This window comes from Tunturiibacter gelidiferens (assembly GCF_013410115.1).
Lineage (GTDB): Bacteria > Acidobacteriota > Terriglobia > Terriglobales > Acidobacteriaceae > Edaphobacter > Edaphobacter gelidiferens.
The window spans coordinates 280805-305060 of sequence record NZ_JACCCV010000002.1 but is presented as its reverse complement, the minus strand read 5'-3'; the positions used below and the strand labels follow the sequence as shown (position 1 = coordinate 305060).

Here is a 24256-nt window from a genome sequence, read left to right as displayed (position 1 = left end):
GTCAGAAAACTGCCACCCAGAATACGCGCCAGCGTGAAAGAGGAGTGTGAAACCTGGAACATTTTGGTGCCACTTAAAAAGTTGCATCACAAAGCTGTCCTCTACTCCGCGCTCTTCACTGTAATCGCACTCAGATTCCGCACCCACCGCTGCGGCTTTTTGTCTTCGCTATCGACCAGCTTGAACATCCCGTCCTCGCCCAACGGTTTGCCTCCCATGCTGGTTGCAACGATCACTGTGCCGTTATGTTCCGATCCTTCAATTTCGGTGACCGAATAAACCACCCAATATTTATCCATCCCCTCAGCGACGAGGTAGCTCCGCAACATCTTCTGGTGGGTCGTCTTGTCGACGGGTAACCCATACTTCGCCAGCACTGCCCCCAGCAGCACGCCGGAGTAGGTCTCATCGGTCTTCGTATGTTCGTTGTGGACAGTTATCGTCGTCTGCGGCATTGCCGACAGATCTGCCACAGATAGCGTCGTCGCCTTACCGTCCAGAGTTAGTACCAATCCTGTTGAAGGCTGCGTAGGAGGGTGCTGATGCTCCGCCATCACCCCCATCGGAACAGTCTGAGAGATTGCAGCTGAAAAGCTTATTCCAGCAAAGCACAGGCCGAGCAGGAACGGTATGGAAACAGCGGCTCTTTTCATGGCTTTCAGCCTACCGCGCCCCCGTCGTATACTCAAGGCATGTCTATCGTCCGCGACGCCGCAGCCATTGCCAAAGGTATGAGCATCACGCTGAAGCAGGTCTTCCAGCCGACCGAAGTCGAGAACTATCCCGACGGCAAAGGTCCCATGCGCGGAGCCAAATTTGAAGAGCGCTTCCGCGGCAAGCACCAGCTGCAGCGCGACGAGAATGGCCTCGAAAAGTGTGTCGCTTGCTTCCTCTGCGCCGCCGCCTGCCCCTCGAACTGCATCTATATCGAGGCCGCCGAGAACACCGAAGAGACGCGCATCTCCTCCGCTGAGCGTTACGCCAAGGTCTACAACATCGACTACAACCGCTGCATCTTCTGCGGCTACTGTGTCGAAGCATGCCCCACCGACGCCATCACCCACGGTCACGGCTTCGAACTCGCCAGCCTCAACGCCACAACCCTCGTCATGCGCAAGGAAGATCTTCTCATTCCTACCCCGATGCTTCCGGACGCCGTGCGATCTCAGAAAGATCAAGCAGAGATCCTCGCCTAAAAGATTCACGTTGATGTGTGAAAACCAAACGGTGAGCCTTGGTGGCTCTCCGCACTACGACGGGGCGCGACAGTGCACCGCGCAACGAGTGAGGGACATCAGATAGAAATGACTACAGCGAGCCAACATCCTCTTGAAAAGATCTTCGAGAGCCGAATCGCCATCATCGACGGTGCAATGGGCACGACGATTCGCACCTACGGCATGAAGGAAGCTGACATCCGCGGGGAGCGATTCAAGGGCTCGACAAAGGACCTGCTCAACAACGGCGACCTCTTCTCCCTGACGCAGCCGAAGATGATCTCCGACATCCATCGTCGATTTTTGGAAGCCGGTGCTGACATCATCGAGACCAACACCTTCGGCGCGACCAGCATCACCCAGAGCGAATTCTTCGTAGACGATCCGCGGGAGCACGGCGGCCGAAAGGATCCGGAGTTCTACCAGAAGATCATCGACGATCCGATGCTTAACAATCTCGCCTGGGAGATCAACGAGCAGTCCGCACGCCAGTGCCGCGAATGGGCAGACCGCGTAGCGAACGAAACCGGCCGCCAGCGCTTCGTAGCAGGCGCAATCGGTCCGCTGACCGTCTCTCTCTCCAACTCACCCGATGCTGACGATGCGGGCTTTCGGGTTGTCACCTTCGATCAGGTAAAAGCCGCCTACATGCAGCAGGTTCGTGCCCTCATCGCCGGCGGCTCCGATCTGCTGCTGGTCGAAACGATCTTCGACTCCCTGAATGCCAAAGCGGCACTCGTCGCCATCCGCGAGGTCTTCGATCAAGATGGCCTTACCGCGAACAACAAGGAGCTGCCAGTAATGATCTCGGCGGCAGTCGGGCGTGGTGGCGAGACACTAATCTCCGCGCAGACCACAGAGGCATTCTGGAACGCAGTCCAGCACGTCAAGCCCTTGTCCGTAGGGCTGAACTGCTCACTCGGTCCCGATCTGATGTATCCCTTCCTCGACGAGTTGGCGACGAAGGCGGACGTGGCGATCTCCTGTTACCCAAATGCCGGTCTGCCAAATCCTCTCTCCGAGACCGGCTTCGATCTCGGGCCGCAGGATATGGCTCGTTATCTAGGCGACTTTGCACGAGCCGGCTTGATCAACATCGCCGGCGGCTGCTGCGGCAACACGCCCGAGCACATCGCAGCCATCGCGAAGGCGCTCGAAGGCCAGCCACCGCGGCAGTGGGCTCGTCAGATCGAGCGTGCCGCGTGAGTGTGAGCGCAACCGAGCCGACGCACCCCAAGCCGCTTCGCCTGTCAGGATCACAGCCGTTTACCCAGCAACCCGGCGTCTTCATCATGATCGGCGAACGCACCAACGTGGCCGGTTCACCGAAGTTCGCCAAGCTCGTCAAAGAGGGTAAATACGAAGAAGCGGTTAGCATAGCCCGGCAGCAGGTCGAGAGCGGCGCCAACGTCCTCGACATCTGCATGGACGAGGGCATGATCGACGGGGTCGCAGCGATGACGCGCTACCTGCAATTGCTGGCAAGCGAGCCAGAAGTCGCCAAGGTTCCCTTCATGCTGGACTCCTCCAAGTGGGAGGTCATCGAAGCCGGGTTGAAATGCCTGCAGGGCAAGGGCATCGTAAACTCGATCTCGCTCAAGGAAGGCGAAGAGAAGTTTCGCCACAACGCCGCGGCAGTGCTGAAGTACGGCGCAGCGGTCGTCGTGATGGCCTTCGACGAGCAGGGCCAGGCTGCAACCTACGAGGAGAAGATTCGCATCTGCGAACGCGCTCACCGTATCCTCGTCAACGAAGTCGGCTTCCCGCCCGAAGACATCATCTTCGACCCAAACATCCTCACCGTCGCCACCGGTATGGAGGAGCACAACAACTACGCGGTCGACTTCATCAATGCGACGCGCTGGATCAAAGCCAACCTGCCGCACGCGAAGGTGAGTGGCGGCGTCTCGAACATCTCCTTCAGCTTCCGCGGCAACAACAAGGTTCGCGAGGCCATGCACTCCGCCTTTCTTTATCACGCCATCGCCGCGGGCATGGACATGGGAATCGTGAACGCGGGAATCCTCGAGGTCTACGAGGAGATCGACCCCGAGCTGAAAATCCTGGTTGAAGACGTTCTTCTCAACCGCCGTCCGGACGCGACGGAGCGCCTGGTCGAATACGGCGAAGCTCTGAAAGCCGCAGGCGTCGACTCGGTAGCAAGTGAGAAGAAGGCCGAAGAGTGGCGCAGCGGCACGGTCGAGGAGCGCCTCTCCCACGCTCTGGTTAAGGGTATCGACACCTACATCGAGCTCGATGCCGAAGAAGCCCGCGTTAAGCTGGGTCGGCCGCTCCTGGTCATCGAAGGGCCGCTGATGGATGGCATGGGCGTGGTAGGCGATCTCTTCGGAGCCGGAAAGATGTTCCTGCCCCAGGTCGTCAAGTCGGCTCGCGTCATGAAGAAGGCCGTCGCGCACCTGACACCCTTCATGGAGGCCGAGAAAGCTGAGATGGCCGCCTCTGGCCAGGTCGTCAAAGCCCAGGGAAAGATCCTGCTCGCGACCGTCAAAGGCGACGTTCACGATATCGGCAAGAACATCGTCGGCGTCGTCCTCGCCTGTAATAACTACGAGGTCATCGACATGGGTGTGATGGTTTCCTCCGAAAAAATCCTCGAACGCGCCAAGGCAGAGAAGGTGGATCTGATCGGCCTCAGTGGCCTCATCACACCCTCTCTTGACGAGATGGTGCACGTGGCCCGCGAGATGGAGCGCCAGGGTTTCAAACTGCCTCTGCTCATCGGCGGCGCAACCACGAGCCGAAGACACACCGCCATCAAGATCGCACCGCACTACAGCGAGCCGGTGGTTCACATCCTGGACGCCAGCCGTGCAGTGCCCGTGACGACCAGCCTGCTCAGCGACGAAGGGAAGCCTGCGTTCGTAGCCCAGCATCGCTCCGAGTACGAGGCTCTGCGCACCGCCCATGCCGCGCCGCGCCAGACCGTGATCTCGCTCGAGGCCGCTCGCGCCAGACGAACTCCGATCGAGTGGCGTTCTGAAGATCTTCCCACACCTGCATTCACTGGCGTTCGAGTGCTGGACAACTTTCCGTTAGCCACACTGCGTGAGTACATCGACTGGTCGCCGCTCTTCCATGCATGGGGTCTGAAGGGTGTCTACCCGCGCATCCTCGAGCACGAGCAGCAGGGAGAGCAGGCGCGACAGATCTTCGCTGACGCCAACACTCTGCTGGATCGCATCATCGAGAAGAACCAGATCACTGCGCGCGGCGTCTACGGCTTCTTTCCCGCCAGCGCCGTCGGTGACGATGTGGCGCTGTACTCAGACGACACGCGGAAAAACGAGCTTGGGCGCTTTCACTTCCTCCGCCAGCAAGCAAACAAGGAAGGCAGCGAGCCGTGCCGATCGCTCTCTGATTTCATCGCGCCCGAAGAGACCGGACTGGCCGATCACATCGGCGCGTTCGCCGTGACCAGCGGCATTGGTTTGAAGGAACTCTGCGACCGCTTCCGGGCCGAAAACGACGACTATAACGCGATTATGGCGGAGGCTGTCGCAGATCGTCTGGCGGAAGCCTTTGCAGAGTGCCTCCACAAGCGTGTACGGGATGAGTGGGGTTACGGGCTCGAGGAAGGTCTGAATCCCGCGGATCTCATCCAGGAGAAGTATCGCGGTATCAGGCCTGCTGCAGGTTATCCGGCCTGCCCGGATCACACCGAGAAAGGCACGCTCTGGCGCTTGCTCGACGTGCAGGCCAACACCGGCATGCTCATCACGGAGTCGTTTGCGATGTGGCCCGGCTCAAGCGTCAGTGGACTCTACTTTGCGCACCCGGAGTCGCGTTATTTCAGTCTCGGCAAGATCGACCGCGATCAGGTCGCCGATTACCACGAGCGCAAAAGAATGAGCGTGGCCGAGGTCGAGCGATGGCTTGGACCGAACCTGAACTACGATACCGAGTAGAAATCCGCCAAGCCGCGAAGAGACTCAAACGGTGCCTTCGCCGCTCAATCGTTGATAATGCGGCGAGATAATTGTGACGGAACGAGGGCCCTCCTTGTAGGCGGCCCAATGCTTCCGATTTACCAGCGGAATTGGCCGAACCTCCGGTAAAATAAGGGCTACGCTTCCAGATCCGGTTGCTTTGGGGCATATGCTCAGCCTGATCAGCATGTTCTCTCGAAGATTGGAGACTGGACGTACGGCCACGGTGAAACTAGAAAAGCAATGGAAACCCCCATCGGCAGCACTCGATCCATCCTGCACATCTGCACCCGCGAAACCATTCGTCCTCTTCGCGACCAGGTTCTTCGGCTCTCAGGATTTAATGTTGACTCCACCCTCGACCATGCGGAAGGCCTATCCATGTTTTGGTCGCGCCACTACGATCTCGTCCTGATCGACGTAGAAGGCGAAGAGGGAATCCCCCGCGCCGAACGCATGTGCTCCCAGATCAAGACCGCCCAGCATCAGCAGCTCGTCGCCTTCGTCTGCAACTGGCGCGTCGCTATTCTCACCGACTGCCCCGACGAGATCGTTCGCACAGAGTTTGACCCCGCCGCCTTCGCAAAGGGAGTCAACGAAATCGTCCCGCTGCCGTCTGATACCACTTCAAACTAAATCTGGGGAATCGGAATCGTCCGCTTATCTGCGCTGACCATGGTCTTTGGTTTGGTGGTTGTCGTCGCAGTCGTCGCCGCGACACCGCTCGTCTGGCCACTAGCAGCGGGAGTCGCCTGGGCATTCGCAGCCGGTGCCGCGCTCTGAGCCGTGGCACTAGTCGCCACCGCAGTAGTCGTCGTCGCCGCACCCGGCTTCTTCGCCTTCACCGTCGTAGCACTCTGCGCTACCGCGAACGAGCCAGCCAGCAACAGCACGGTCATTGCAAAACTCCCAACAAACTCGATCTCTCTCTTCATCGGCGACCTCTCCTCAACCAGATTTGCGCGCTTGCCACCTGCCCAGTACACCCACCCACCCCCAATCCGTCGATACAACTTCCGCGTCAAAAATATCTCCACAAGTTGCGGCCCTGCCCGGCCTGTGGTACAAACAATACATTCCAGTCTGCTTCGGCAGATTTGAATTTCATGCAGAGTGGTTGAGGGACGAGCCCTTTGACGCCACGACAACCGGACAGAACAAAGGCGTACCGGTGTCAACTCTCTCCTGGGGGCCTTTTAGGCTGCTACAGGGAACATGAGATTCGGAGCACGCAGGCCAAAATTCCAGGCTTGCACCCGCATTTCACCTTCCCAGCCTATCCGGCGACCCCCAAAAAAGAGAGTAAGCGCAAAAAGTTCAACCTTTCCCCTCGGAAAGAGCACGATGAACTATTCCTGTAGCCGATACGAACTGAAGTGCAACGAGTGCGGCAAGAGGTTTGGCAACCAACCCCTTTCCGCCTGCCCAGACTGCCTCGCCCCCCTTGAAATCGCCTATGACCTCGAGGCCGCCCGAGGCATCTTTACCAGGGAAAATATCGCAGCCGGCCCGGCCAACATCTGGCGTTACGCCGCTCTCCTCCCCATCCCCGAAGGCTTCGAGCCCGATCTCCCGGTAGGCTTCACCCCGCTCGTTCGCGCAAAGAATCTCGGCAAGCGCATCGGCGCTTCCAATCTCTACATCAAGAACGACGCCGTCTGTTTCCCGACTCTTAGCTTCAAAGATCGTGTCGTCTCCGTCGCGCTCGCCAATGCGCAGAAGTTCGGCTTCGAGATCGTCGGCTGTTCCTCGACCGGCAACCTCGCTAACTCCGTCGCCGCGCAGGCCGCCCGTCTCGGCCTCAAGGCCACCATCCTCGTCCCCGCCGACCTCGAACCCGCCAAGATTCTCAACACCCTGGTCTACGGTGCGCGCCTCATCCGCATCGACGGCAACTACGACCACGTCAACCGACTCTGCACTCAGATCGCCGACGAATACACCTGGGGCCTCGTCAACGTAAACCTCCGCCCCTACTATGCCGAGGGTTCGAAGACCGTAGGATATGAGATTGCCGAACAACTGGGCTGGCGTCTCCCCGACAACGTCGTCGTCCCTATGGCCGGCGGCTCGCTCATCCGTAAAATCCGCAAGGCCTTCAACGAACTCATCTACCTCGGTCTTGTCGACGAGAAACCCGTCCGCTTCTTCGGAGCGCAGGCCTCAGGCTGTTCACCCATCTCCGTCGCGGTCAAAGAGGGAACTGACTACATCGAACCGCAGCGCCCCAACACCATCGCCCGCTCTCTCGCCATCGGCAATCCAGCCGACGGCCCCGCCGCCGCGAAGATGATCCGCAGCACCGGCGGCTGGGCAGAGGATGTCTCCGACGTAGAGATCGTCTCCGGCATTCAGGAACTCGCCGAAACCGAAGGCATCTTCACCGAAACCGCCGGCGGCGTCACCACCGCAGTCACTGCGCGCCTCTATGCCGACGGTCGCATCTCCCCCGGCGAGATCACTGTGACCTGCATCACCGGCAACGGCCTCAAAACCACCGACGCCCTCGCCCACAGCTACTCGCATCTTAACGCCCGCGCCGTACGACCGCGCCTCGCAGACTTTGACGCTTACCTCCGCGAACTCGACGGAATCACAGAGCCAGAACTGGCCACCGCAGGAGCCCTCTAATGTCTATCAAAGTCACTCTTCCGACTGCCTTCGTCCGCCACACCGATGGCCGCAAGCAATTCAACTCTGCGGCTTCCAACCTTCCCGGCCTCATCGCCGATATCGACCAGACCTTCCCCGCGCTCTCCAACCAGATCAAGGACGAAGAAGGAAAGCTCCGCCGCTTCATCAACATCTATGTCAACGACGAAGACATCCGCTTCCTGGGCGGAGAAGCCTACGCCTTCCAGGACGGCGACGAGATCATGCTCATCCCGTCGATCGCCGGCGGCTGCGTCTAAGCGTCACTGCGTTGGCAGCAGTCCAAAGACCGCAACACCATTCTGCGTCCCAACGTACACCTTGCCGTTGACGATCATCGGTGTAATAAATTTATTGCCGTTTCCGAAGCTGTCCCGACCATTGGCCGCCTGGCCGCTGTTGTAAAGCTCATGCGTGAGGTTCGACGGGTCATACGCATGCAGCACGCCCGCTGAACTAAGGCCCGACTCCAGCGCCCACACGACTCCATTCTGTGTTCCGTTAGCGGAGATGGAAGGCGTTGGTCCCGGATGCGGAAACCTTACAGCCGTCGTGCTCGACGGGCTAGTGGCCAGCACCGCATTCGTCAATGGAAACGCCTTCAGCGTGTCCCCGTCTGATGAGTAATAAACCGTCCCATTGAAGTAGGCCGGAGTGGAAAAGACCTGGCCCTCCATAGCTCCAGGAATCTCCTGATAGATGTTGCTGTCCATTGGATTGTTGGCCGGGTTGAACTTGCCTAGATTGTCTCTGTCCGCGAGATAGATGTTCCTATCTTTGCCTGCGCCAACAATCAAATGATGCACGTGTCCAGTGGCGTCCATCTGATCGGGCAGGAGTATTTCACCGCCTGAACCAAGGTCCAGATCTTGAGTCGACTCGGCGACCCCGTTATAGGTCTCGAAGTAATCTGCTACAGCCAGCTTCCCACTGGTTGAGAGCTTCACCATCGCGTTGCCGTAATCTCCCAAGGCAGGAAATCCATTCGAGTCCAGCGTCGTATCGAAGGTCCCATTCGCCTGTAGCAGATAGATGAACCCGCTGCTGTCGGCAGCCAAACCATCCCCGCTCATCCAGATCGAACCCTCGTGGCCGTTCGGCGAGAGGTTCAACACCTGCGTCTGTGCAAGCGTCGATTCGCTATAACCAATCACCCACCCCGTATAAGGCCCCGAGTCGCAGTGCGAGGTCCAGCCCGTGTAGATGTTGCCGCTTAGAAGCAGCAGCGCTGCGCGCTCCGCATATTGCGCAGGGTTGAAGACCACACTGCCATTCTGGCTATTGTCTCCTTTTCCCGGATAGGTCGCGGCAATCTCCGTCGAAGCTCCCGTATCCACGCCCGTCGTAAGGTCCAACGCATGCAGCCTCTGATGGTATTCCCCATTCGCATCCTTGCTCATGCCGATGGTGAACAGGCTTCCATCTGTCCCTTGTTTGCGGTCGATCACCGGAGTCGAGGTGATGCCGATCTCCGGTGTAATCTGCGAGCAGCCGTGGTCGTCACTCGTTGTCTCGCCGTTTCCAAGGATCGAAGTCTTCCATAACTGTGTTCCGCTATCTGCATCGAACGCGTAGACGCTGTCGTGTTCGGTCGCCACATACAGCACATTGTGCAGCTGCCCTCCGATAAACACATTCGCAAGGAAAAGTGGTTGTGCGTCCACCTTGCCGTCGACAGCATCGAAGCCAATCTTGCCGAACTGCGTCGAGTTCACGTTACTCTGCGTCAGGATCGTCTCCTGCGCATTCAGTCCGTCTCGCGCAACGTCATAGTGGAAGGTCGTCACGTCCGGTGCGTTGGTCATCGCAATGGACTGCACGGTCAAAGCAAGCGTCGTCGAATGGGTAAGGCTGCCAGATGTCCCCGTGAACGTGACCGTCGCAGTGGCCGCAGCTGCAGTTGGCGCTGCCGTAAGCAGCACGCTTTGCGCAGTCCCCGGAGTCAGGGTCAGAGTGGCTGGATTTGCAGTCACACCCGCAGGGAGGCCCGTGATCGCAACCGCCACTCCACCTGTAAACGAGTTAACCGCCGCAGCGGTAACACTCACAGGCAAACCAGCCGAGCCGCCAACAACCGTCAAGGAAGCAGGCGCCAGCGTCAATGTGAAATCCGGAGGCGGTGCAGAGACCGTTGCCGCGACCGTAGCGCTGTGCGTTAGCGGTCCCGAAGTTCCAGTGAGGGTCAGCGTAGCGTTTCCAGCAGCGGCTCCCGCCGACGCCGTAACCGTTATGCTCTGCGCTGTCCCAGGGGTCAACGTGAGTGTGGATGGCTGTGCGGATACGCCGCCGGGCAGCCCCGAAATGGCAACCGTCACCATCCCTGTAAAGCCGTTGGCGGCGGTCGCACTCACGCTCACCTGCTGACCCGGTCCACCCGGAACGACGGTGATTGTCGTCGGCGTAGAAGCCAGAGAGAAGTCCGCTGGCGTAGACTCGGGCGCAGGCTTAGATCTTCCGCCACACGACACCAAACCCACACAAAAAAACAGACCGAGGCAAGCGCCCAAGACCTTCCGGAAAGTGCGACCCATCACAAACCTCCAAATGACCACCAAACCCCGACACACTACCATTAGATTCAAACCGCAAGATCAGGTCGAACCTACGCCGATCCCCCACAGGATTTGTCACGCAGATGTCATTTGTTTGACCGAAGAAGTGGCCGTATTTCAGTCGATCCTGATCCCTCCCGACGCCACTCCCATCACTCTTACTTGAGCAATATCTTTAACCGGAGCAACGAATAGGGAGCATTCTAGCTCTTATGACCTGTAGACATTCGCGCATGACGCGCAATTCTGTTCTGAGAAAGAAGGTCCCCCATGTTCCTCATTCTTGCCGTCGTACTAGTGCTGCTTTGGCTGGGTGGTTTTTTCGTACTTCATGTCAGCAGCTTTCTAATTCATCTCCTGCTGATTTTCGCTTTGATCTCAATCATCATGAACTTCGTCAGCGGCAGACGAGCGGTCTAAGCGCCTGCGAATCCTGGGAATAAAAGAGGCCGAACCTGTTTGCAGGTCGGCCTCTTTACTTTGACAAACGCTCGTCTTTTACTGATGCGCCGCAGGTTGCGGAATTTCGATCCCAGCCGCAGGTATTACGCTCGCTAGCGCCTCCGGGGTCTCTTCCTGCAACTCAGGCAGATTGCCCTCGAGAGCCAACTTCAGCACCTGGTCCATCTCCTCGACAAAGTGCAGCTTCATGCTGGTCTTCAGCAGCTCCGGCAGATCCGCCATATCCTTGCGGTTCTCCTCAGGCAGAATCGCCTCAAAGATACCTGCGCGATGCGCCGCCAGCAGCTTCTCCTTCAGACCGCCGATCGGAAGCACCTTGCCCCGCAGTGTGATCTCACCTGTCATGGCAATATCGCGCCGTACCTTGATCTTCGTAAGCGCACTCGCCAGCCCGGTCGCCAACGTAATGCCAGCCGACGGACCATCCTTCGGAATCGCTCCCTCCGGCACGTGAACATGAATATCGACGTTCTTATAAAAGTCCTTCGCCAACCCAAGATGATGCGAGCGCGAGCGAATATAAGTCAGCGCAGCCTGAGCCGACTCCTGCATCACATCGCCGAGCTGCCCCGTCGCCGTCATCTTGCCCTTGCCGTCGAGCACCTGCACTTCGGTCTGCAGAATCGTTCCGCCCATCTCTGTCCACGCAAGGCCTGTCACAAGACCGACCTCACTCTTCTCGTGCACCTGTGAGTCGCGGAACTTCGCCACGCCAAGAATATCCCCAATGTTCTGCCCGGTGATCGTCTCCTTGTGCTCCGCGCCGTTCTTCACCACGCGCCGCGCCACCTTGCGGCACACATTACCGATCTCGCGCTCCAAATTCCTGACGCCGGCCTCTCGCGTGTATCCGCGAATGATCTGCCTCAGCGCATCGTCCTCGAAGACGATCTGCTCTTCCGTCAGGCCCGTGCCCTCTCTCTGCTTCTTCACCAGGTACTGTTTGGCGATCTCCAGCTTTTCGATCTCGGTGTAGCCGTGCAGCCGCAGAATCTCCATGCGGTCCTGCAGCGGCCCGGGAATCGTGTGCAGAACGTTCGCCGTGGCGACAAACAGAACCTGCGACAGATCGTACTCAACATCCAGGTAGTGATCCTGGAATGAAGTATTCTGCTCCGGATCTAGAACCTCAAGCAGGGCGCTCGCCGGATCGCCACGGAAGTCCGAAGCCATCTTGTCGATCTCGTCCAGCATGAACACAGGATTCTTCGTCCCGGCCTTCTTCATCGATTGAATGATCTGCCCTGGCAGCGCGCCAATGTACGTCCGCCGATGCCCACGAATCTCCGCCTCGTCCCGAACCCCGCCCAGCGACATCCTCACGAACTTACGACCCGTAGCCTTCGCGATCGACATCCCCAGAGAAGTCTTACCGACACCCGGAGGCCCAACAAAGCAGAGAATCGATCCCTTCGGATTCTTCACCAACTGCCGAACTGCAAGGAACTCAAGAATCCGCTCCTTGATCTTCTCCAGCCCATAATGATCTTCGTTCAGAATCTGTTCCGCATGCTCGATCGATCGAATCTCCTTCGACCGCTTCTTCCACGGCACAGCAAGCAGCCAGTCCAGGTAGTTCCGCGACACAGTCGATTCAGCCGACATCGGAGGCATCGCCTCAAGCTTCTTCAGCTCCTGCAGCGACTTCTCAAGAACATCCTTCGGCATTCCAGCGGCTTCAATCTTCTTCTTCAGCTCATCGAACTCGGACTTCTCTCCGCGACCAAGCTCCTTCTGAATAGCCTTGATCTTCTCGTTGAGGTAGTACTCCTTCTGAGCCTTCTCCATCTGCCGCTTCACGCGCGACTGAATGGTGCGATCCATATTCAGTTTCTCGATCGCCACATCCAACACATCCGCAACCTTAGTCAGCCTGTTCTCCGGATCGAAGACCTCAAGCAGTTGCTGCTTCTCTTCAATCGAGAGCTGCAGGTTTGCTGCAATCGTGTCCGCCAGCTTGGCAGGCTCATCCGCACGCACACTCGCCGCCATCGTCTCGTAGTTCAACGACTGCTGCAGCTTCACATACTGCTCAAACAGCGAGTGAACCCGCTGCATCAGCTGCTCCACCTGCGGCGTCATCTCCAGCTGTGTCTGGCCCGTGCGTACCGTCGCGACAAAAAACCCGTCGACATCATTAATCTCGGTGGCATGCGCCCGTTCCACACCTTCAACCAGCACTTTAATATTTCCGTCCGGCATCTTCACGCTCTGGACGATGTTGCCAATCGTTCCCGTCTCATAGATATCGTCGGCGTTCGGCTCATCCACGGAAGCATCGTGCTGAGTAGCGAGAAAAATCTTGCGATCACCCGAAAGAGCTTCTTCCAAAGCCCGAACGCTGGACTCACGTCCAACGACGAACGGCGTCATCATATGAGGGAAGATGACCATGTCACGTATGGGCATCATCGGAAGCTTGCGAACATCGCCGCTTAGCGCTTTTTTTGGTTGATTTGTCATCTCTCTCCAATTAGACGTTAAAACGCCGGAAATGATGCATCGGCGTTGCGGCTTCAGGTGATTGTAATTCCTCGGACCTCATAAAGGTATTCCACAAATACAACCGACAGGGAATTGAAACATATTCAGCTCTTTAAACAGCAATCGCAACGACAATCGACGTCGTTGCGACCCACTGAACATCAAAGTAATCCCTGTTCCTCTCAAACAATCTGTGCACCAGACGAGTACTTTTAACTAACCTGCCTTTTCCAGTAGCATCGGCAGCGTCAGACTGTGTTTCTTCACCATCTCCGCCGTGATGGACAACTCCTTGACCTTCTTGTTGCCTGGAACGTAGTACATCAGATCCAGCATCAGCTCTTCCAGAATCATTCGCAGACCACGCGCTCCAACCTTCCGTTGCAGAGCCTCGCGAGCGATCTCCCGCGCAGCCTCGTCGGTGAAGATCACCTTCACCCCTTCGAAGTCGAAGAGCTTCGTGTACTGTTTCAAAATCGCATTGCGCGGCTTGGTCAGAATCTCTACCAGGGCCGCCTCATCCAGTTCGTCGAGGATCCCCAGCACCGGGAGACGGCCAACAAACTCCGGAATCAGCCCATACTTCAGCAGATCCTGGGGCTCAGCCTGACGAAGCAACTCAGCATCTCGCTGTGCCCGAATCGGAGTCACATCTCCGTCCTTCGCATCGGGATCAGCAATCGCCTTGAATCCAAGCGCCTTCTTGCCAATTCGTCGCCCGATCACCTTCTCCAGCCCGACAAAAGCCCCGCCGCAGATGAAGAGGATATTCGTCGTATCAACAGCAGTGAACTCCTGGTGTGGATGCTTTCGTCCACCCTGGGGTGGCACGTTGGCAACCGTACCCTCGAGCAACTTCAACAGCGCCTGCTGGACACCCTCACCCGAAACGTCACGCGTAATCGAGGGGTTCTCGTCCTTGCGACCAATCTTGTCGATCTCGTCGATGTAGATGATCCCGCTCTGCGCCCGCTGCACGTCGCCATCGGCAGCCTGCAGCAGCTTCAGGATGATGTTCTCAACGTCTTCGCCTACATACCCGGCCTCGGTCAGCGTCGTCGCATCCACAATCGCAAACGGCACGTCCAGCATCTTTGCCATCGTTTGAGCCAGCAGCGTCTTGCCCGAACCGGTCGGCCCTACCAGCAGAATATTCGACTTCGCGAGCTCGACATCGTTGCCTCGCGTCTTGTTCATCTGAATCCGCTTGTAGTGGTTATAGACCGCCACCGCGAGTTTTTTCTTTGTCTGATCCTGCCCAATGACGTACTCATCCAGAAAGGCTTTTACTTCCTGCGGCTTAGGCAGGTGAGCCGGCGCAGCGCCTGGCTGCGTCTCGGTGCGATCGTCTTCCAGGATCGAGTTGCAAACCGCCACGCACTCATCGCAGATATACGCCCGCGGATAGTCCGAGGGCGATGAGATCAACTTGGCAACGGCGTCCTGCGATTTATGGCAGAAAGAACAACGAAGAGATTCGTCTGAGCCCCGTGAAGTTTTCATAGATGCGACTACTCCTGAGTCGTACGCGTAACAAAGTCTTACTGTAAGTTTACACCCGATTCAACTTACAAAGCTTGTTCCGGGGTGCACGGCAGTACCCCGAAATAGTCATATACGCAAGAGCCCGAACCAGTGGCCCGGGCTCTCGCAACAGTACTGTGGTAACTACGTTCGGGGCCGATCGATGATGTCGTCGATGATCCCGTACTCCTTCGACTGCGCGGCCGTCATGATGAAATCGCGCTCCACATCCCGTTCGATCCGCTCCAGCGTCTGGCCCGTGCTGGCGCTCATCAGCTTGTTCGTGATCTCGCGAATCCGCAGAATCTCCCGCGCATGGATGTCGATATCGGTAGCCTGTCCGCTCAGCCCGCCCATCGAAGGCTGGTGGATCAGAATCCGCGAGTTCGGCAGGGCAAAGCGCTTGCCCTTCTTGCCCGCCATCAAAAGAAACGCACCCATGCTGGCAGCCTGCCCGATACAGAAGGTCACCACATCGTTCTTGATGTACTGCATCGTGTCGTAGATCGCCAGACCGGCCGTGATCGATCCGCCCGGCGAGTTGATGTAGAGCTGAATGTCCTTCTCCGGATCCTCACCGCTCAAAAACAGCATCTGCGCAATAATCACATTGGCAATGTTGTCATCGATCGGCGTGCCCAGAAAAATGATGTTGTCCCGCAGCAGACGGCTGTAAATGTCGTAGGCGCGTTCGCCCCGGCTCGTCTGCTCGATCACCATCGGTACTAGTCCCATAACACTCTCTTTCTTTCTGTCCGTTAGCAATCCGACAACTTCACTCTACGAAGCCAGCTTCTCGTAGAGCACGCTTCCAGTCTTCTCGCGCCGCATCTGCTCGCGAATCCGGTCCAGCCCGCCATCGTTCGACAGCCTGTCACGAAGCGTCTCCAGCGGTTCACGCGACTGAATCGAGAGCAGCAGAAGTTCGCGCTCCAGATCCTCTTCGCTCAACGTGACGCCCTCCACCTCGGCGATGCGATCGAGGATCATCGAAACCTTCACCTCGTTCACCGCCAGGTCGCGCTGCGAGGCACGCAACTGAACGAAGTCCAGCTTGCGCATATCCTCAACCTTCATGCCCTGTTGAGCCAACGCACGCAGCCCGCGATCCAATCGAGCTTCGATCTGCTGCTGCACGAACGCCTCGGGAATAGGGAACTGGAACTTCTCCACGAACTCGCCGAGCATCTTGTCCTTTGCGGCATTCTCAAGCGCGTTCTTCTTGCGATCCGAAGCATGCTCGCGGAGCTTGGTCTCGAACTCCTCCCAGTTCTCGTAGTTGCCCAGCTGCTTGGCGAACTCTGCATCGCGCTCCGGGTAGCTCTTGTGCTTGATGCCCTTCACAGTCACGTCATAGCTGACCGTCTGTCCCGCCAGTCGCCGCTCGCCGAAGTCCGCTGGATAGTCCACCTCGAACTTCAGCTCCTGCCCAGGCTTGGCTCCACGCAGCGCCTCGTTGAATGCAGTCAGCGTATTCTTCCCGCCAATCTCGATCAGCACATCCTCGCCCGTAATCGGCTCGCTATTCGAAACGCTCTGCACTCCATCCTCGGTCACCGTCTGCGCCAGGTCTTTTACCTCGCCGCGGAACTGAATCTCCGCCCAGTCGCCATCTGCCAGCGGACGATCCTCTTCCACCGGCTCAACGGTCGCATGGCTGTCCAGCACGCGTGCCAACTCTGCGGCGTACTCGTCGTCGGTCAGCGCAGCCTCAGGCTTCGTCACCGAAACACTGTCATAGCCCGCAATGTCGATCTCCGGCGCAACCTCAAACGCAGCCTTGAACTTCAACGGCTGTCCATCGAAAAGCTGTAGGTCCAGCAACTGTGGCTCCGACACCGGACGCAGCTTCTGCTCGTCGATCGCCTTGCGGAAGCGCTCCGACACCAGGCTCTCCAGAACCTCCTGCCGAACTTCCTTCGCAAACTTCGAACGCACCAGAGTCTCCGGCACCTTACCCGCGCGGAAGCCGGGGATCCTCGCCAGCTTCTGGTACCGCTTCACCACGGTCTTGAAGCTCTTCGACACCTCATCCGCGCCAACCTCAACGTCAATCTCTCGGGTCAGTTCCGGATTCAGCGCAGGTGCGTGCTGATGCGTGTGTTCATGGTCATGAGCGTGGTCATGATGCTCATGATCATGCGTAGTCGCTACTTCTGGCTGCAGCTCTGCAGTCTCATTGGTCTCTGTCATCTCAGTCGGGGTCAAATCCATGCCTTCCAAAGTGCGCCTGTGTATGCCGCGCCGTCGCCGTTACCCTGACGAGCGCGATCCACGCCTCTTATCTACTGTACGAGTCCCGGTACGAGGGGGTCAAACCACGCATCGCCGTTCGCGCTGGTCCGGATCTCAGCAAACCCCGTTCCGCAACTGCAGACCGTAAAAATGCAGCACTAAAAGCGTTCCGGCGGCGCCGAGCCCAGGGCAAATATCTCCAGCCGTACCCTCCATTGCGTGGTCTGGTTCGGCTGCAGCACGACCATCCCCGTATCCTCAGCCTTAGCCCACTCATGTCCAAAGGGATCGTCGTAGTTGAACTGTGGTTCGATCGAAATATACGATCCGTCCAACGGAGCGTATACCCGCAAAGCCTTGATGGTAGGCGACGTTGCCGTGATCCGGAGTCCATAGCCGCTCTCCGGATCGCGCAGCTCCGCGACCGGGCCATCTGCCATCATGCCCCGCTTCAACTGCACAAAGCTGTCGTCGAGGTTTAGCGCACCCAACTGTGCCCCCTCCCGCCTGGTAAAGTCATACTCGGTTCCTGTCACCGGCAGCAGTCTTCCACTCAACTCCCCGCTGCGACGATCCTTCACCTCCGCGCGAAGGCCTTCCGGCAGACGCAGTAGCATCTGGCCGCGATGCCCGCTCAAAATCGCAAATCGCGGATGCCAGCCGATGCCGATCGGTTCCGCGGTATCGCCGACATTATGAGCGACGATCCTCATCTCGATCACCCTGCCGCTCAACTCGACAGTCGTCGTAATCTCCGTCTTCGACAGCCAGTGGCCGTCGAAATCCCCCGGCTTAAACGTCGCCCTGGCCTCCCCTCCATCCGGCATGATGTTCGTGCTCACCGAAGTAGAAGGCTCCTTCAACAGTAACCCTCCAGCCGCAGCTGCACCATCGAGCCCGTAGCTGTCCTTCACCCCGGTCGGCAGGTTCAAATGAACTCCGCGCCACACCGCGGTCAGTCCTCCGTCCGGTGTTCGCGTCCCATAGATCCGGCCTGCCCAGGGAGCTTCAATCGCCGCCCCCATCGCCAGGCTCTTTGTTCCCGCAGCATCCGCCCCACTGCCGCTCAACTGCTCCGCCGCACTCTCAAGAGGTGGCGAAGCAAGCAGATTCACCTCTCCCATCTTTGGAAGATAGGCCGAAATCTGCAACATATTCATGCCGCGTCCCGGTAGCAACGTGGCCGACAGAAACTCCGGCCCGTTCCCGCCTACCATCTGGGTACGCTGCAGTTTAATCACATCCTGCCCACCCGGCCGAAACACAACGTCCTGCTTTGGCTTCGCCCGCAGCTGCTTCTTCAGCATCGCAAACTGTCCCAGTCTGTGGGTCCGCCACCCAAATGCCAAACCCGCCAGCAGCAGCGCCAGAACCAGCACAGTCAGCAGGCCGGAACGCATCACCGCCACATGCCATATGCTCCTGCGACGCTTAGCGGCCCACTCCTTCAGGAGTGCCCAGTACATCCTGCTCAGTCTTGGATCTTCCAACTTCCCGCCTATTCCCGTCGTGATATACGAACATCATTCTACTCAGTTGTTGGACGCGCCCATCTACCCTACCGTCTCCCACCAACTATGATGAGAAAGAGTGACACCCGCCAACACACAAAGTACGTCTCCACTCCTGCAGCAGATTCGCGAAACCATCATCACCTGTGAGCGTTGCCCACGTCTTCGCGACTACTGCCGCGGCATCGGCGAGACCAAACGCCGCGCCTACCTCGACCAGACCTACTGGTCACGCCCTGTTCCCGGCTTCGGAGATCCTCGCGCTCGCATCCTCATCCTCGGCCTCGCCCCTGGCGCACATGGAGCCAACCGCACCGGCCGTCCCTTCACCGGCGACGGCTCCGGCGACTTCATGTATCCCGTCCTCCATGAGCTCGGCCTCGCCAGCAAACCTCGCGCCGTCACCCGCGACGACGGCCTCAAGCTTCGTCACGCCTGGATCGCCTCCGTCGTTCGCTGCGCCCCGCCCGGCGACAAGCCACTCCCTCAGGAGATTCGCAACTGCGGCACGCACCTCGCTCACGAGATCCAAGCCTTACCCCGCGTGCGCGTCGTCGTCTGTCTCGGAAAGATAGCCTTCGACGGCTACATGGCGTTTCTTCTGCAGACTGGCGCCATCACCCGCAAATCAGACTATCGCTTCTCTCACGGAGCCGAATACCTTCTCCCCAACGGTCTTCATCTGCTCGCCACCTACCACCCATCCCTGCGCAACACCAACACCGGCCGCCTCAATCGATTGATGTTCACACGCATCTTCCTGCGGGCAAGGGAACTGGCCGGACTCACCGTCTAGAGCTGGTTCTTCTCCCCAAAGACATCCAGGGCAAAGAAGGCTGGTCCCACGATCATTGCAAGGAAAACAAGCGCGATCAAAACGTCTTTCATTGTCCACCTCTTCCTCACTGTAGCCTGCACCTACCCACTTTTTTGCGGAGCATGCAAAGTCAGGGAACCACCTCGCCATTACCTCGAATGATTCCCTGTAACTGTCTCAAAACCTTCGCAATATCAAAAAACAACCAACCAATTGCTGCCCCGGCGAATCCTATCCTCTAGAGAAGCAAAATCTCGCACGAGGTACTTCGAATGAGTGCAAAGAATTACTGGTTTGCCTTCGGCATCGGCGTTAGCGCAGGAGCCGCAATCGCTCTTCTCTACGCTCCACAAACCGGAGTCAAAACTCGCAAGCAGCTCCGCAAAAGAGCGGAGGACGCAGGCGACTATCTGGAGGACGCAGGCAACTACCTCAAGGCTCAGGCCGAGCGCCTCAGCGACGAGGCTCAGAAGGCCATCAAACGCACCAAGGGACAGGTGGATTACGCCGTCGACAAGGCAGGCGATGTCGTCAACAGTGCTGTGAAGTCGGCACAATCTCTCGTTTAGTTTTTCATTGTCCCAATCTGCCTTCTCTGGAACGCGAACATCCCGGAACCTTCCGGGATGTTTCGCGTTAACCCATCCGAAGCCTGTCAAATCGCCAAAAGTTCACACCGCCAAGAACCCGTCATTCTGAGCGCAGCCAAGAACCTCTACATTTGCTTTTGCTGTTGCCTGTTCTTTCACCCACCCTCAAAAAAACATCGTCATTTCGACCGAAGCTGTTCACGGCCTCATCGTGAACAGCTCAGTGGATTGCGGCTACAACTTTCAATTGCAGCGAACCGATTCATGCTGCGGTATCCGTCAAGACCCCCGCATTTCGCCTTTGCTGTTGTCCGTTCTTCACTCACGCTATTTCAAGCTTCGGCAAGCTCCAAAAAATCAAACGCCCCGGCGGTCAGCCGAGGCGTTTGAAGTCGAATCCGCGCTAACAGCGCTAAACGGTGGTCAGTTCAAGCCCAGCCATCTTCTCTTCGCCATCGGCCGAGATCGGACGGTAGTACAGCTTGTTGTTCTCCATGTAGACCTCAAGGAACGCCGGCCGCTCAACGATCCCGCCGCCGATCAGCGCCTCCGACAGAGGATCCTCGACGAACCGTTGCAGTGCGCGACGCAGAGGCCGCGCCCCATAGCTCCGATCCGAAGCCGTCTTCTCGATGATCCACTTCTTCGCATCATCGGCCACAGAGATAGTGATCGCCTTGTGCACAAGGTTCACGTTCAACTGTTGCACCAGCAGCTCGAGAATCTGCATCAGGTCAGCATCCGACAGCGACGTGAAGATGATGATCTCGTCCAGACGATTCAGGAACTCCGGGTTGAAGGTCCGCTTCACCTCGCCCCGCACCAGCTCCTCCATCTTGTCGAGAACCATATCCTCCTTCTCGCTCTGGAAGCCCAGCCCCTGCCGCTTCTGCAGATGCTTCGCTCCAATATTTGACGTCATGATAACGATGCAGTTCTTGTAGTCGACCGTGTTGCCCAGACCATCCGTCAGCTGCCCGTCTTCAAACACCTGCAGCAGAAGATTGAACACATCCGGATGTGCCTTCTCGATCTCATCGAGCAGCACCACGCAGTACGGATTACGCTTCACGCGCTCCGTAAGCTGGCCGCCCTCTTCATACCCCACATATCCCGGAGGCGAACCGATCAACTTGCTCACAGAGTGCTTCTCCATGAACTCCGACATATCGAAACGAATAAGCGCCTTCTCGCTGCCGAACAGGAACTGCGCCAGCGTCCGCGCCATCTCCGTCTTACCCACGCCCGTAGGTCCAAGGAACAGGAAGCTTCCAATCGGTCGGGCAGGATTCTTCAACCCCGCACGCGATCGCCGAATAGCCCGCGCCAGCGCCGAGATCGCCTTATCCTGCGAGATCACGCGCTTGTGCAGCTCCTCCTCGACCCGCAGCAACCGCTGCGTCTCCTCTTCCTTCAGTGACGTAATCGGCACGCCCGTCCAGCGGCTCACCACATCCTCGATATCTCCCCGCGTCACAATCCCCGCCGAAGAATCGTCCAGGTGATACTTGTCGCGCAGCGCCCGCAGATTCTCCCGCTCCTTGCGCTCTTCATCCGAGTAGAACCGAGCCTTCTCGAACTCATGATTCGCAATCGCGTTCTCCATCCTGTGCACGATGAACTTGATCCGCTTCTGCACCTCGGTCAGCTCTTCAGGCATCGAGGTCTGCCGCAACTTCACGCGCGCACCAGCCTCATCGATCAAATCAATCGCCTTATCCGGCAGGAACCGATCAGGAATATACCGGCTCGAGTGCGACACCGAAAACGTAATCGCGTCGTCCGTATAACTCACCGCATGGAACTTCTCGTACTTCTCTTTGATCCCCATGATGATCTTGATCGCATCTTCTTCGTTCGGCGGTGGAACTTTAACCGCCTGGAATCTGCGCTCAAGCGACCGATCCTTCTCAATCGACTTCCGGTACTCCGCAGGGGTTGTCGCGCCGATGCACTGAATCTCACCGCGAGACAGAGCAGGCTTGAGGATATTGGCAGCATCCAGGGACCCCTCCGCCGACCCAGCGCCAACCAGCGTATGCAACTCATCGATAAACACGATCGAGTTCTGATTCTCCATCAGCTCCTTCATGATCGTCTTCAGCCGTTCTTCAAATTGCCCGCGATACTTCGTTCCCGCAACGATCAGCGAAAGATCAAGCGCCAGCACCCGCTTATCCGCAAGGAAACTCGGCACCTCGCCATCGGCAATCTTCTGCGCTAGCCCTTCAACGATGGCAGTCTTACCCACGCCAGGCTCACCAATCAGCACCGGATTATTCTTCGTGCGCCGGCACAGAATCTGGATCACCCGATCCACTTCGCTATCCCTGCCAACCAGCGGATCGAGTTGTTGATCCATCGCCGACTGCGTCAGGTCCCGCGAAAACTCCGCCAGCATGCTCTGCTCGCCGCGCTGTCCCTTTCCGCTGCCAGACGAAGGAGCCTTCTCCTGCGTCGTCCGCTGCAGCTCTTCACGAATCGCCGGCAACCGCAACCCACGCTCCTGCAGAATCTCTGCCGCAAAGCACTTCTCCTCGCGCAGCAGTCCCAGCAGCAGATGCTCGGTCCCAATATGTTTATGCGAGAGCCGCTCTGCCTCCTCCGCCGCATACGCCAACACTCGCTTGCACTCATTCGAGAGCGGCAGATCGACCGAAGTCGACACCTTCTCCCGAATCGTCGTATGGCCTTCAATCTGTTTGCGTATCGACTCCACCGACGCGTGCGACCGCAAGAAGCGGTTCGTCAATGCCTTGTCCTCACGCAACAGACCAAGCAGCAGGTGCTCAGTCTCGATGTAAGGCGACCCAAACTGACTGGCCTCATAGCGAGCAAAAAAGATCACCCGCCGCGCCTTCTCCGTATAGCGTTCGAACATATATCCCCTTCAAGCCGGCCACCATCCAGCCCGAAGGCCGCATAGCGCCGTTGGTCCCAACAACCGTCTCCGTGCCGCTCGCTCCCAGAGACAAATCAGGCTACTTCAACCTGCGAAGCATCCATCCCACTACTTCTTAGTGTAGTCGTCCGTCCAAAATATTCGAAATCCCTCGAAAGTTATGCATAACTTAGCACTCTTTTAGACGCAACCTGTGCAAAACCAGCACCAAATTAGGTGCACTTTAGAAAACTTCCATTCCTTCTGTTGATTAGATGATTTCGAGAGCAGGGAAGGAGCAGTCTTGCCAAATCACTGAAGGATAGGAAGATCGGACGCTGTTCACTGTGGAGATCTCGGTCCTCTCGGAGGTTGCTTCCCAAAAAAACACTAAGTCGAATCAAAGCCGCCACAGCAAAGATACGAGTCAGCTTTGTCAGATCGTGAACGCCCGAACGTAGCGGCTGAACCTTCGATCTCTCGATCCCGTTCCGTTCGAACTACATCTTCCCCGTTCGCGCGTCCACCAACCGACCCTCTCGCAGCTTCAGCACCCGATCGCATCGCTCGGCAAACTCCAGGTTATGCGTCACCAGCACACTCGTCAGCCCATGCGCCTCATGCAGCCGCTGAATCAAACTGAACACCGCCTCCGCCGTCTTCCCATCCAGATCGCCCGTCGGCTCATCCGCCAGCAGCAGCCTCGGCTCCGTCACCAGCGCCCGCGCCAGGCTCACCCTCTGTTGCTCTCCTCCGCTCAACTCCCCCGAACGGTGCTCCGCCCGATCCCCCAGTCCCACCTGCCCCAGCCAAAACCGCGCCTTCTCCAGCGCCTCCGCCCGTTTCAAGCCGCGAGCCAGCAGCGGCATCGCCACATTCTCCAGCGCCGAAAACTCCGGCAACAAGTAATGAAACTGCCAGACATACCCCACATCGCGATTGCGATACTCCGCAGCCTGCTTCGGCGTAAACGAGCTCAACCGACTATCACCGCACCAAACCTCGCCCGCCGTCGGCGTATCCAGCGCCGCCAGCAGATGCAGCAGGGAACTCTTCCCCGCGCCACTCTCGCCCACAATCGCGACCATCTCGCCAGCGTGAACCCGTAGATCCAGCCCACGAAACAGCTCCAGCGCCGGTCGCGCCGAGCTACTACTCGCCGAACCTCTGCTCGAAGACCCGCCACTCGAAGCAACCGCCGCATAGATCTTCGTCAGCCCAACCGCCCGCATCACCACCGTCCGCTCCCGCACCACCGGCAATGGCTCCAGCGTCCCCTCATTCTCAAACCGAACATCGCCATTCAGCGGATCGCTCAACCCTTCACCTCATCCATCCATTCCCAATAGAAGCGCCATCTCGACCGGAGTCGCGCGGCCTCATC

Annotated in this window: 19 protein-coding genes and 1 riboswitch; of the genes, 9 read left to right on the top strand and 10 right to left on the bottom strand. The window is 58.0% G+C overall.

Annotated features, from left to right (window positions below; translation table 11 throughout):
- Positions 1-101: 101 nt before the first annotated feature.
- Positions 102-653 (bottom strand): molybdopterin-binding protein, encoded by a 552-nt coding sequence (locus tag HDF12_RS13370; RefSeq protein ID WP_179584125.1) that lies wholly within the window; start codon positions 651-653, stop codon positions 102-104.
- Positions 654-692: 39 nt separating this feature from the next.
- On the opposite strand from HDF12_RS13370, the gene nuoI reads away from it, so the two are divergent.
- From nuoI to HDF12_RS13350, 4 genes are all read left to right on the top strand, one after another.
- Entirely contained in the window at positions 693-1196 is a 504-nt protein-coding gene (nuoI, locus tag HDF12_RS13365; RefSeq protein ID WP_179584123.1) for an NADH-quinone oxidoreductase subunit NuoI, read from the top strand.
- Positions 1197-1304: 108 nt separating this feature from the next.
- Entirely contained in the window at positions 1305-2423 is a 1119-nt protein-coding gene (locus tag HDF12_RS13360; protein ID WP_179584121.1) for a homocysteine S-methyltransferase family protein, read from the top strand.
- A 2-nt stretch (positions 2424-2425) separates the two neighbouring features.
- A complete protein-coding gene (gene metH / locus HDF12_RS13355; RefSeq protein ID WP_373563927.1) occupies positions 2426-5143 on the top strand; it encodes a methionine synthase in 2718 nt (905 codons plus the stop codon).
- Positions 5144-5407: 264 nt separating this feature from the next.
- Positions 5408-5800 (top strand): response regulator, encoded by a 393-nt coding sequence (locus HDF12_RS13350; protein WP_179584117.1) that lies wholly within the window; start codon positions 5408-5410, stop codon positions 5798-5800.
- Here the strand turns inward: HDF12_RS13350 and HDF12_RS13345 are convergent.
- Entirely contained in the window at positions 5797-6189 is a 393-nt protein-coding gene (locus HDF12_RS13345; protein WP_179584115.1) for a hypothetical protein, read from the bottom strand. The genes HDF12_RS13350 and HDF12_RS13345 overlap by 4 nt on opposite strands.
- A 76-nt stretch (positions 6190-6265) precedes the next feature.
- Positions 6266-6386, top strand: a riboswitch (SAM riboswitch).
- Between the two features lie 122 nt (positions 6387-6508).
- Between HDF12_RS13345 and thrC the strand changes: the two genes are divergently transcribed.
- Positions 6509-7795 carry a threonine synthase gene (gene thrC / locus HDF12_RS13340; RefSeq protein ID WP_179584113.1) on the top strand — a complete coding sequence of 429 codons (1287 nt, stop codon included), beginning with the start codon at positions 6509-6511 and terminating at the stop codon, positions 7793-7795.
- Entirely contained in the window at positions 7795-8076 is a 282-nt protein-coding gene (locus tag HDF12_RS13335) for a MoaD/ThiS family protein (protein ID WP_179584111.1), read from the top strand. Before thrC ends, HDF12_RS13335 begins: the two co-directional genes overlap by 1 nt.
- Positions 8077-8079: 3 nt before the next feature.
- On the opposite strand, the gene HDF12_RS13330 is transcribed toward HDF12_RS13335, so the two are convergent.
- Positions 8080-10347, bottom strand: coding sequence for a hypothetical protein (locus HDF12_RS13330; protein WP_179584109.1), 2268 nt, complete (start codon positions 10345-10347; stop codon positions 8080-8082).
- A 291-nt stretch (positions 10348-10638) separates the two neighbouring features.
- Between HDF12_RS13330 and HDF12_RS13325 the strand changes: the two genes are divergently transcribed.
- On the top strand, positions 10639-10788 hold the full coding sequence (locus HDF12_RS13325; protein ID WP_158941405.1) for a lmo0937 family membrane protein: 150 nt from the start codon (positions 10639-10641) through the stop codon (positions 10786-10788).
- 78 nt (positions 10789-10866) lie between these two features.
- On the opposite strand, the gene lon is transcribed toward HDF12_RS13325, so the two are convergent.
- The 5 genes from lon to HDF12_RS13300 form a co-directional block, all read right to left on the bottom strand.
- Positions 10867-13293: an endopeptidase La gene (gene lon, locus HDF12_RS13320; protein WP_179584107.1), complete on the bottom strand. Its 2427-nt coding sequence runs from the start codon at positions 13291-13293 to the stop codon at positions 10867-10869.
- A gap of 237 nt (positions 13294-13530) precedes the next feature.
- Complete coding sequence (gene clpX, locus HDF12_RS13315; RefSeq protein ID WP_179584105.1) at positions 13531-14817, bottom strand: ATP-dependent Clp protease ATP-binding subunit ClpX; 1287 nt, start codon at positions 14815-14817, stop codon at positions 13531-13533.
- A gap of 165 nt (positions 14818-14982) precedes the next feature.
- Positions 14983-15603 carry an ATP-dependent Clp endopeptidase proteolytic subunit ClpP gene (gene clpP, locus HDF12_RS13310; RefSeq protein ID WP_256369948.1) on the bottom strand — a complete coding sequence of 207 codons (621 nt, stop codon included), beginning with the start codon at positions 15601-15603 and terminating at the stop codon, positions 14983-14985.
- A gap of 15 nt (positions 15604-15618) precedes the next feature.
- Entirely contained in the window at positions 15619-17031 is a 1413-nt protein-coding gene (tig, locus tag HDF12_RS13305) for a trigger factor (RefSeq protein ID WP_179584103.1), read from the bottom strand.
- A gap of 200 nt (positions 17032-17231) precedes the next feature.
- Entirely contained in the window at positions 17232-18563 is a 1332-nt protein-coding gene (locus HDF12_RS13300) for an aldose epimerase family protein (protein WP_179584101.1), read from the bottom strand.
- Positions 18564-18663: 100 nt separating this feature from the next.
- Between HDF12_RS13300 and HDF12_RS13295 the strand changes: the two genes are divergently transcribed.
- Positions 18664-19380 carry a uracil-DNA glycosylase family protein gene (locus HDF12_RS13295; RefSeq protein ID WP_179584099.1) on the top strand — a complete coding sequence of 239 codons (717 nt, stop codon included), beginning with the start codon at positions 18664-18666 and terminating at the stop codon, positions 19378-19380.
- A gap of 293 nt (positions 19381-19673) precedes the next feature.
- Positions 19674-19970 (top strand): YtxH domain-containing protein, encoded by a 297-nt coding sequence (locus HDF12_RS13290; protein WP_179584097.1) that lies wholly within the window; start codon positions 19674-19676, stop codon positions 19968-19970.
- A gap of 433 nt (positions 19971-20403) precedes the next feature.
- Here HDF12_RS13290 and HDF12_RS13285 read toward each other — a convergent pair whose 3' ends face one another.
- Positions 20404-22872: an ATP-dependent Clp protease ATP-binding subunit gene (locus tag HDF12_RS13285; RefSeq protein ID WP_179584095.1), complete on the bottom strand. Its 2469-nt coding sequence runs from the start codon at positions 22870-22872 to the stop codon at positions 20404-20406.
- Between the two features lie 500 nt (positions 22873-23372).
- Entirely contained in the window at positions 23373-24191 is an 819-nt protein-coding gene (locus HDF12_RS13280) for an ABC transporter ATP-binding protein (protein WP_257025657.1), read from the bottom strand.
- Positions 24192-24256: the final 65 nt, after the last annotated feature.

Bases quoted from the DNA above. Each gene is read 5' to 3' on its own strand.
- HDF12_RS13360 (WP_179584121.1), top strand. From the start codon at position 1,305: ATGACTACAGCGAGCCAACATCCTCTTGAAAAGATCTTCGAGAGCCGA.
- HDF12_RS13350 (WP_179584117.1), top strand. From the start codon at position 5,408: ATGGAAACCCCCATCGGCAGCACTCGATCCATCCTGCACATCTGCACC.
- HDF12_RS13330 (WP_179584109.1), bottom strand. From the start codon at position 10,347: ATGGGTCGCACTTTCCGGAAGGTCTTGGGCGCTTGCCTCGGTCTGTTT.
- lon (WP_179584107.1), bottom strand. From the start codon at position 13,293: ATGACAAATCAACCAAAAAAAGCGCTAAGCGGCGATGTTCGCAAGCTT.
- tig (WP_179584103.1), bottom strand. From the start codon at position 17,031: ATGACAGAGACCAATGAGACTGCAGAGCTGCAGCCAGAAGTAGCGACT.
- HDF12_RS13290 (WP_179584097.1), top strand. From the start codon at position 19,674: ATGAGTGCAAAGAATTACTGGTTTGCCTTCGGCATCGGCGTTAGCGCA.
- thrC (WP_179584113.1), top strand. From the start codon at position 6,509: ATGAACTATTCCTGTAGCCGATACGAACTGAAGTGCAACGAGTGCGGC.
- nuoI (WP_179584123.1), top strand. From the start codon at position 693: ATGTCTATCGTCCGCGACGCCGCAGCCATTGCCAAAGGTATGAGCATC.
- clpX (WP_179584105.1), bottom strand. From the start codon at position 14,817: ATGAAAACTTCACGGGGCTCAGACGAATCTCTTCGTTGTTCTTTCTGC.
- HDF12_RS13325 (WP_158941405.1), top strand. From the start codon at position 10,639: ATGTTCCTCATTCTTGCCGTCGTACTAGTGCTGCTTTGGCTGGGTGGT.
- HDF12_RS13335 (WP_179584111.1), top strand. From the start codon at position 7,795: ATGTCTATCAAAGTCACTCTTCCGACTGCCTTCGTCCGCCACACCGAT.
- HDF12_RS13370 (WP_179584125.1), bottom strand. From the start codon at position 653: ATGAAAAGAGCCGCTGTTTCCATACCGTTCCTGCTCGGCCTGTGCTTT.
- HDF12_RS13285 (WP_179584095.1), bottom strand. From the start codon at position 22,872: ATGTTCGAACGCTATACGGAGAAGGCGCGGCGGGTGATCTTTTTTGCT.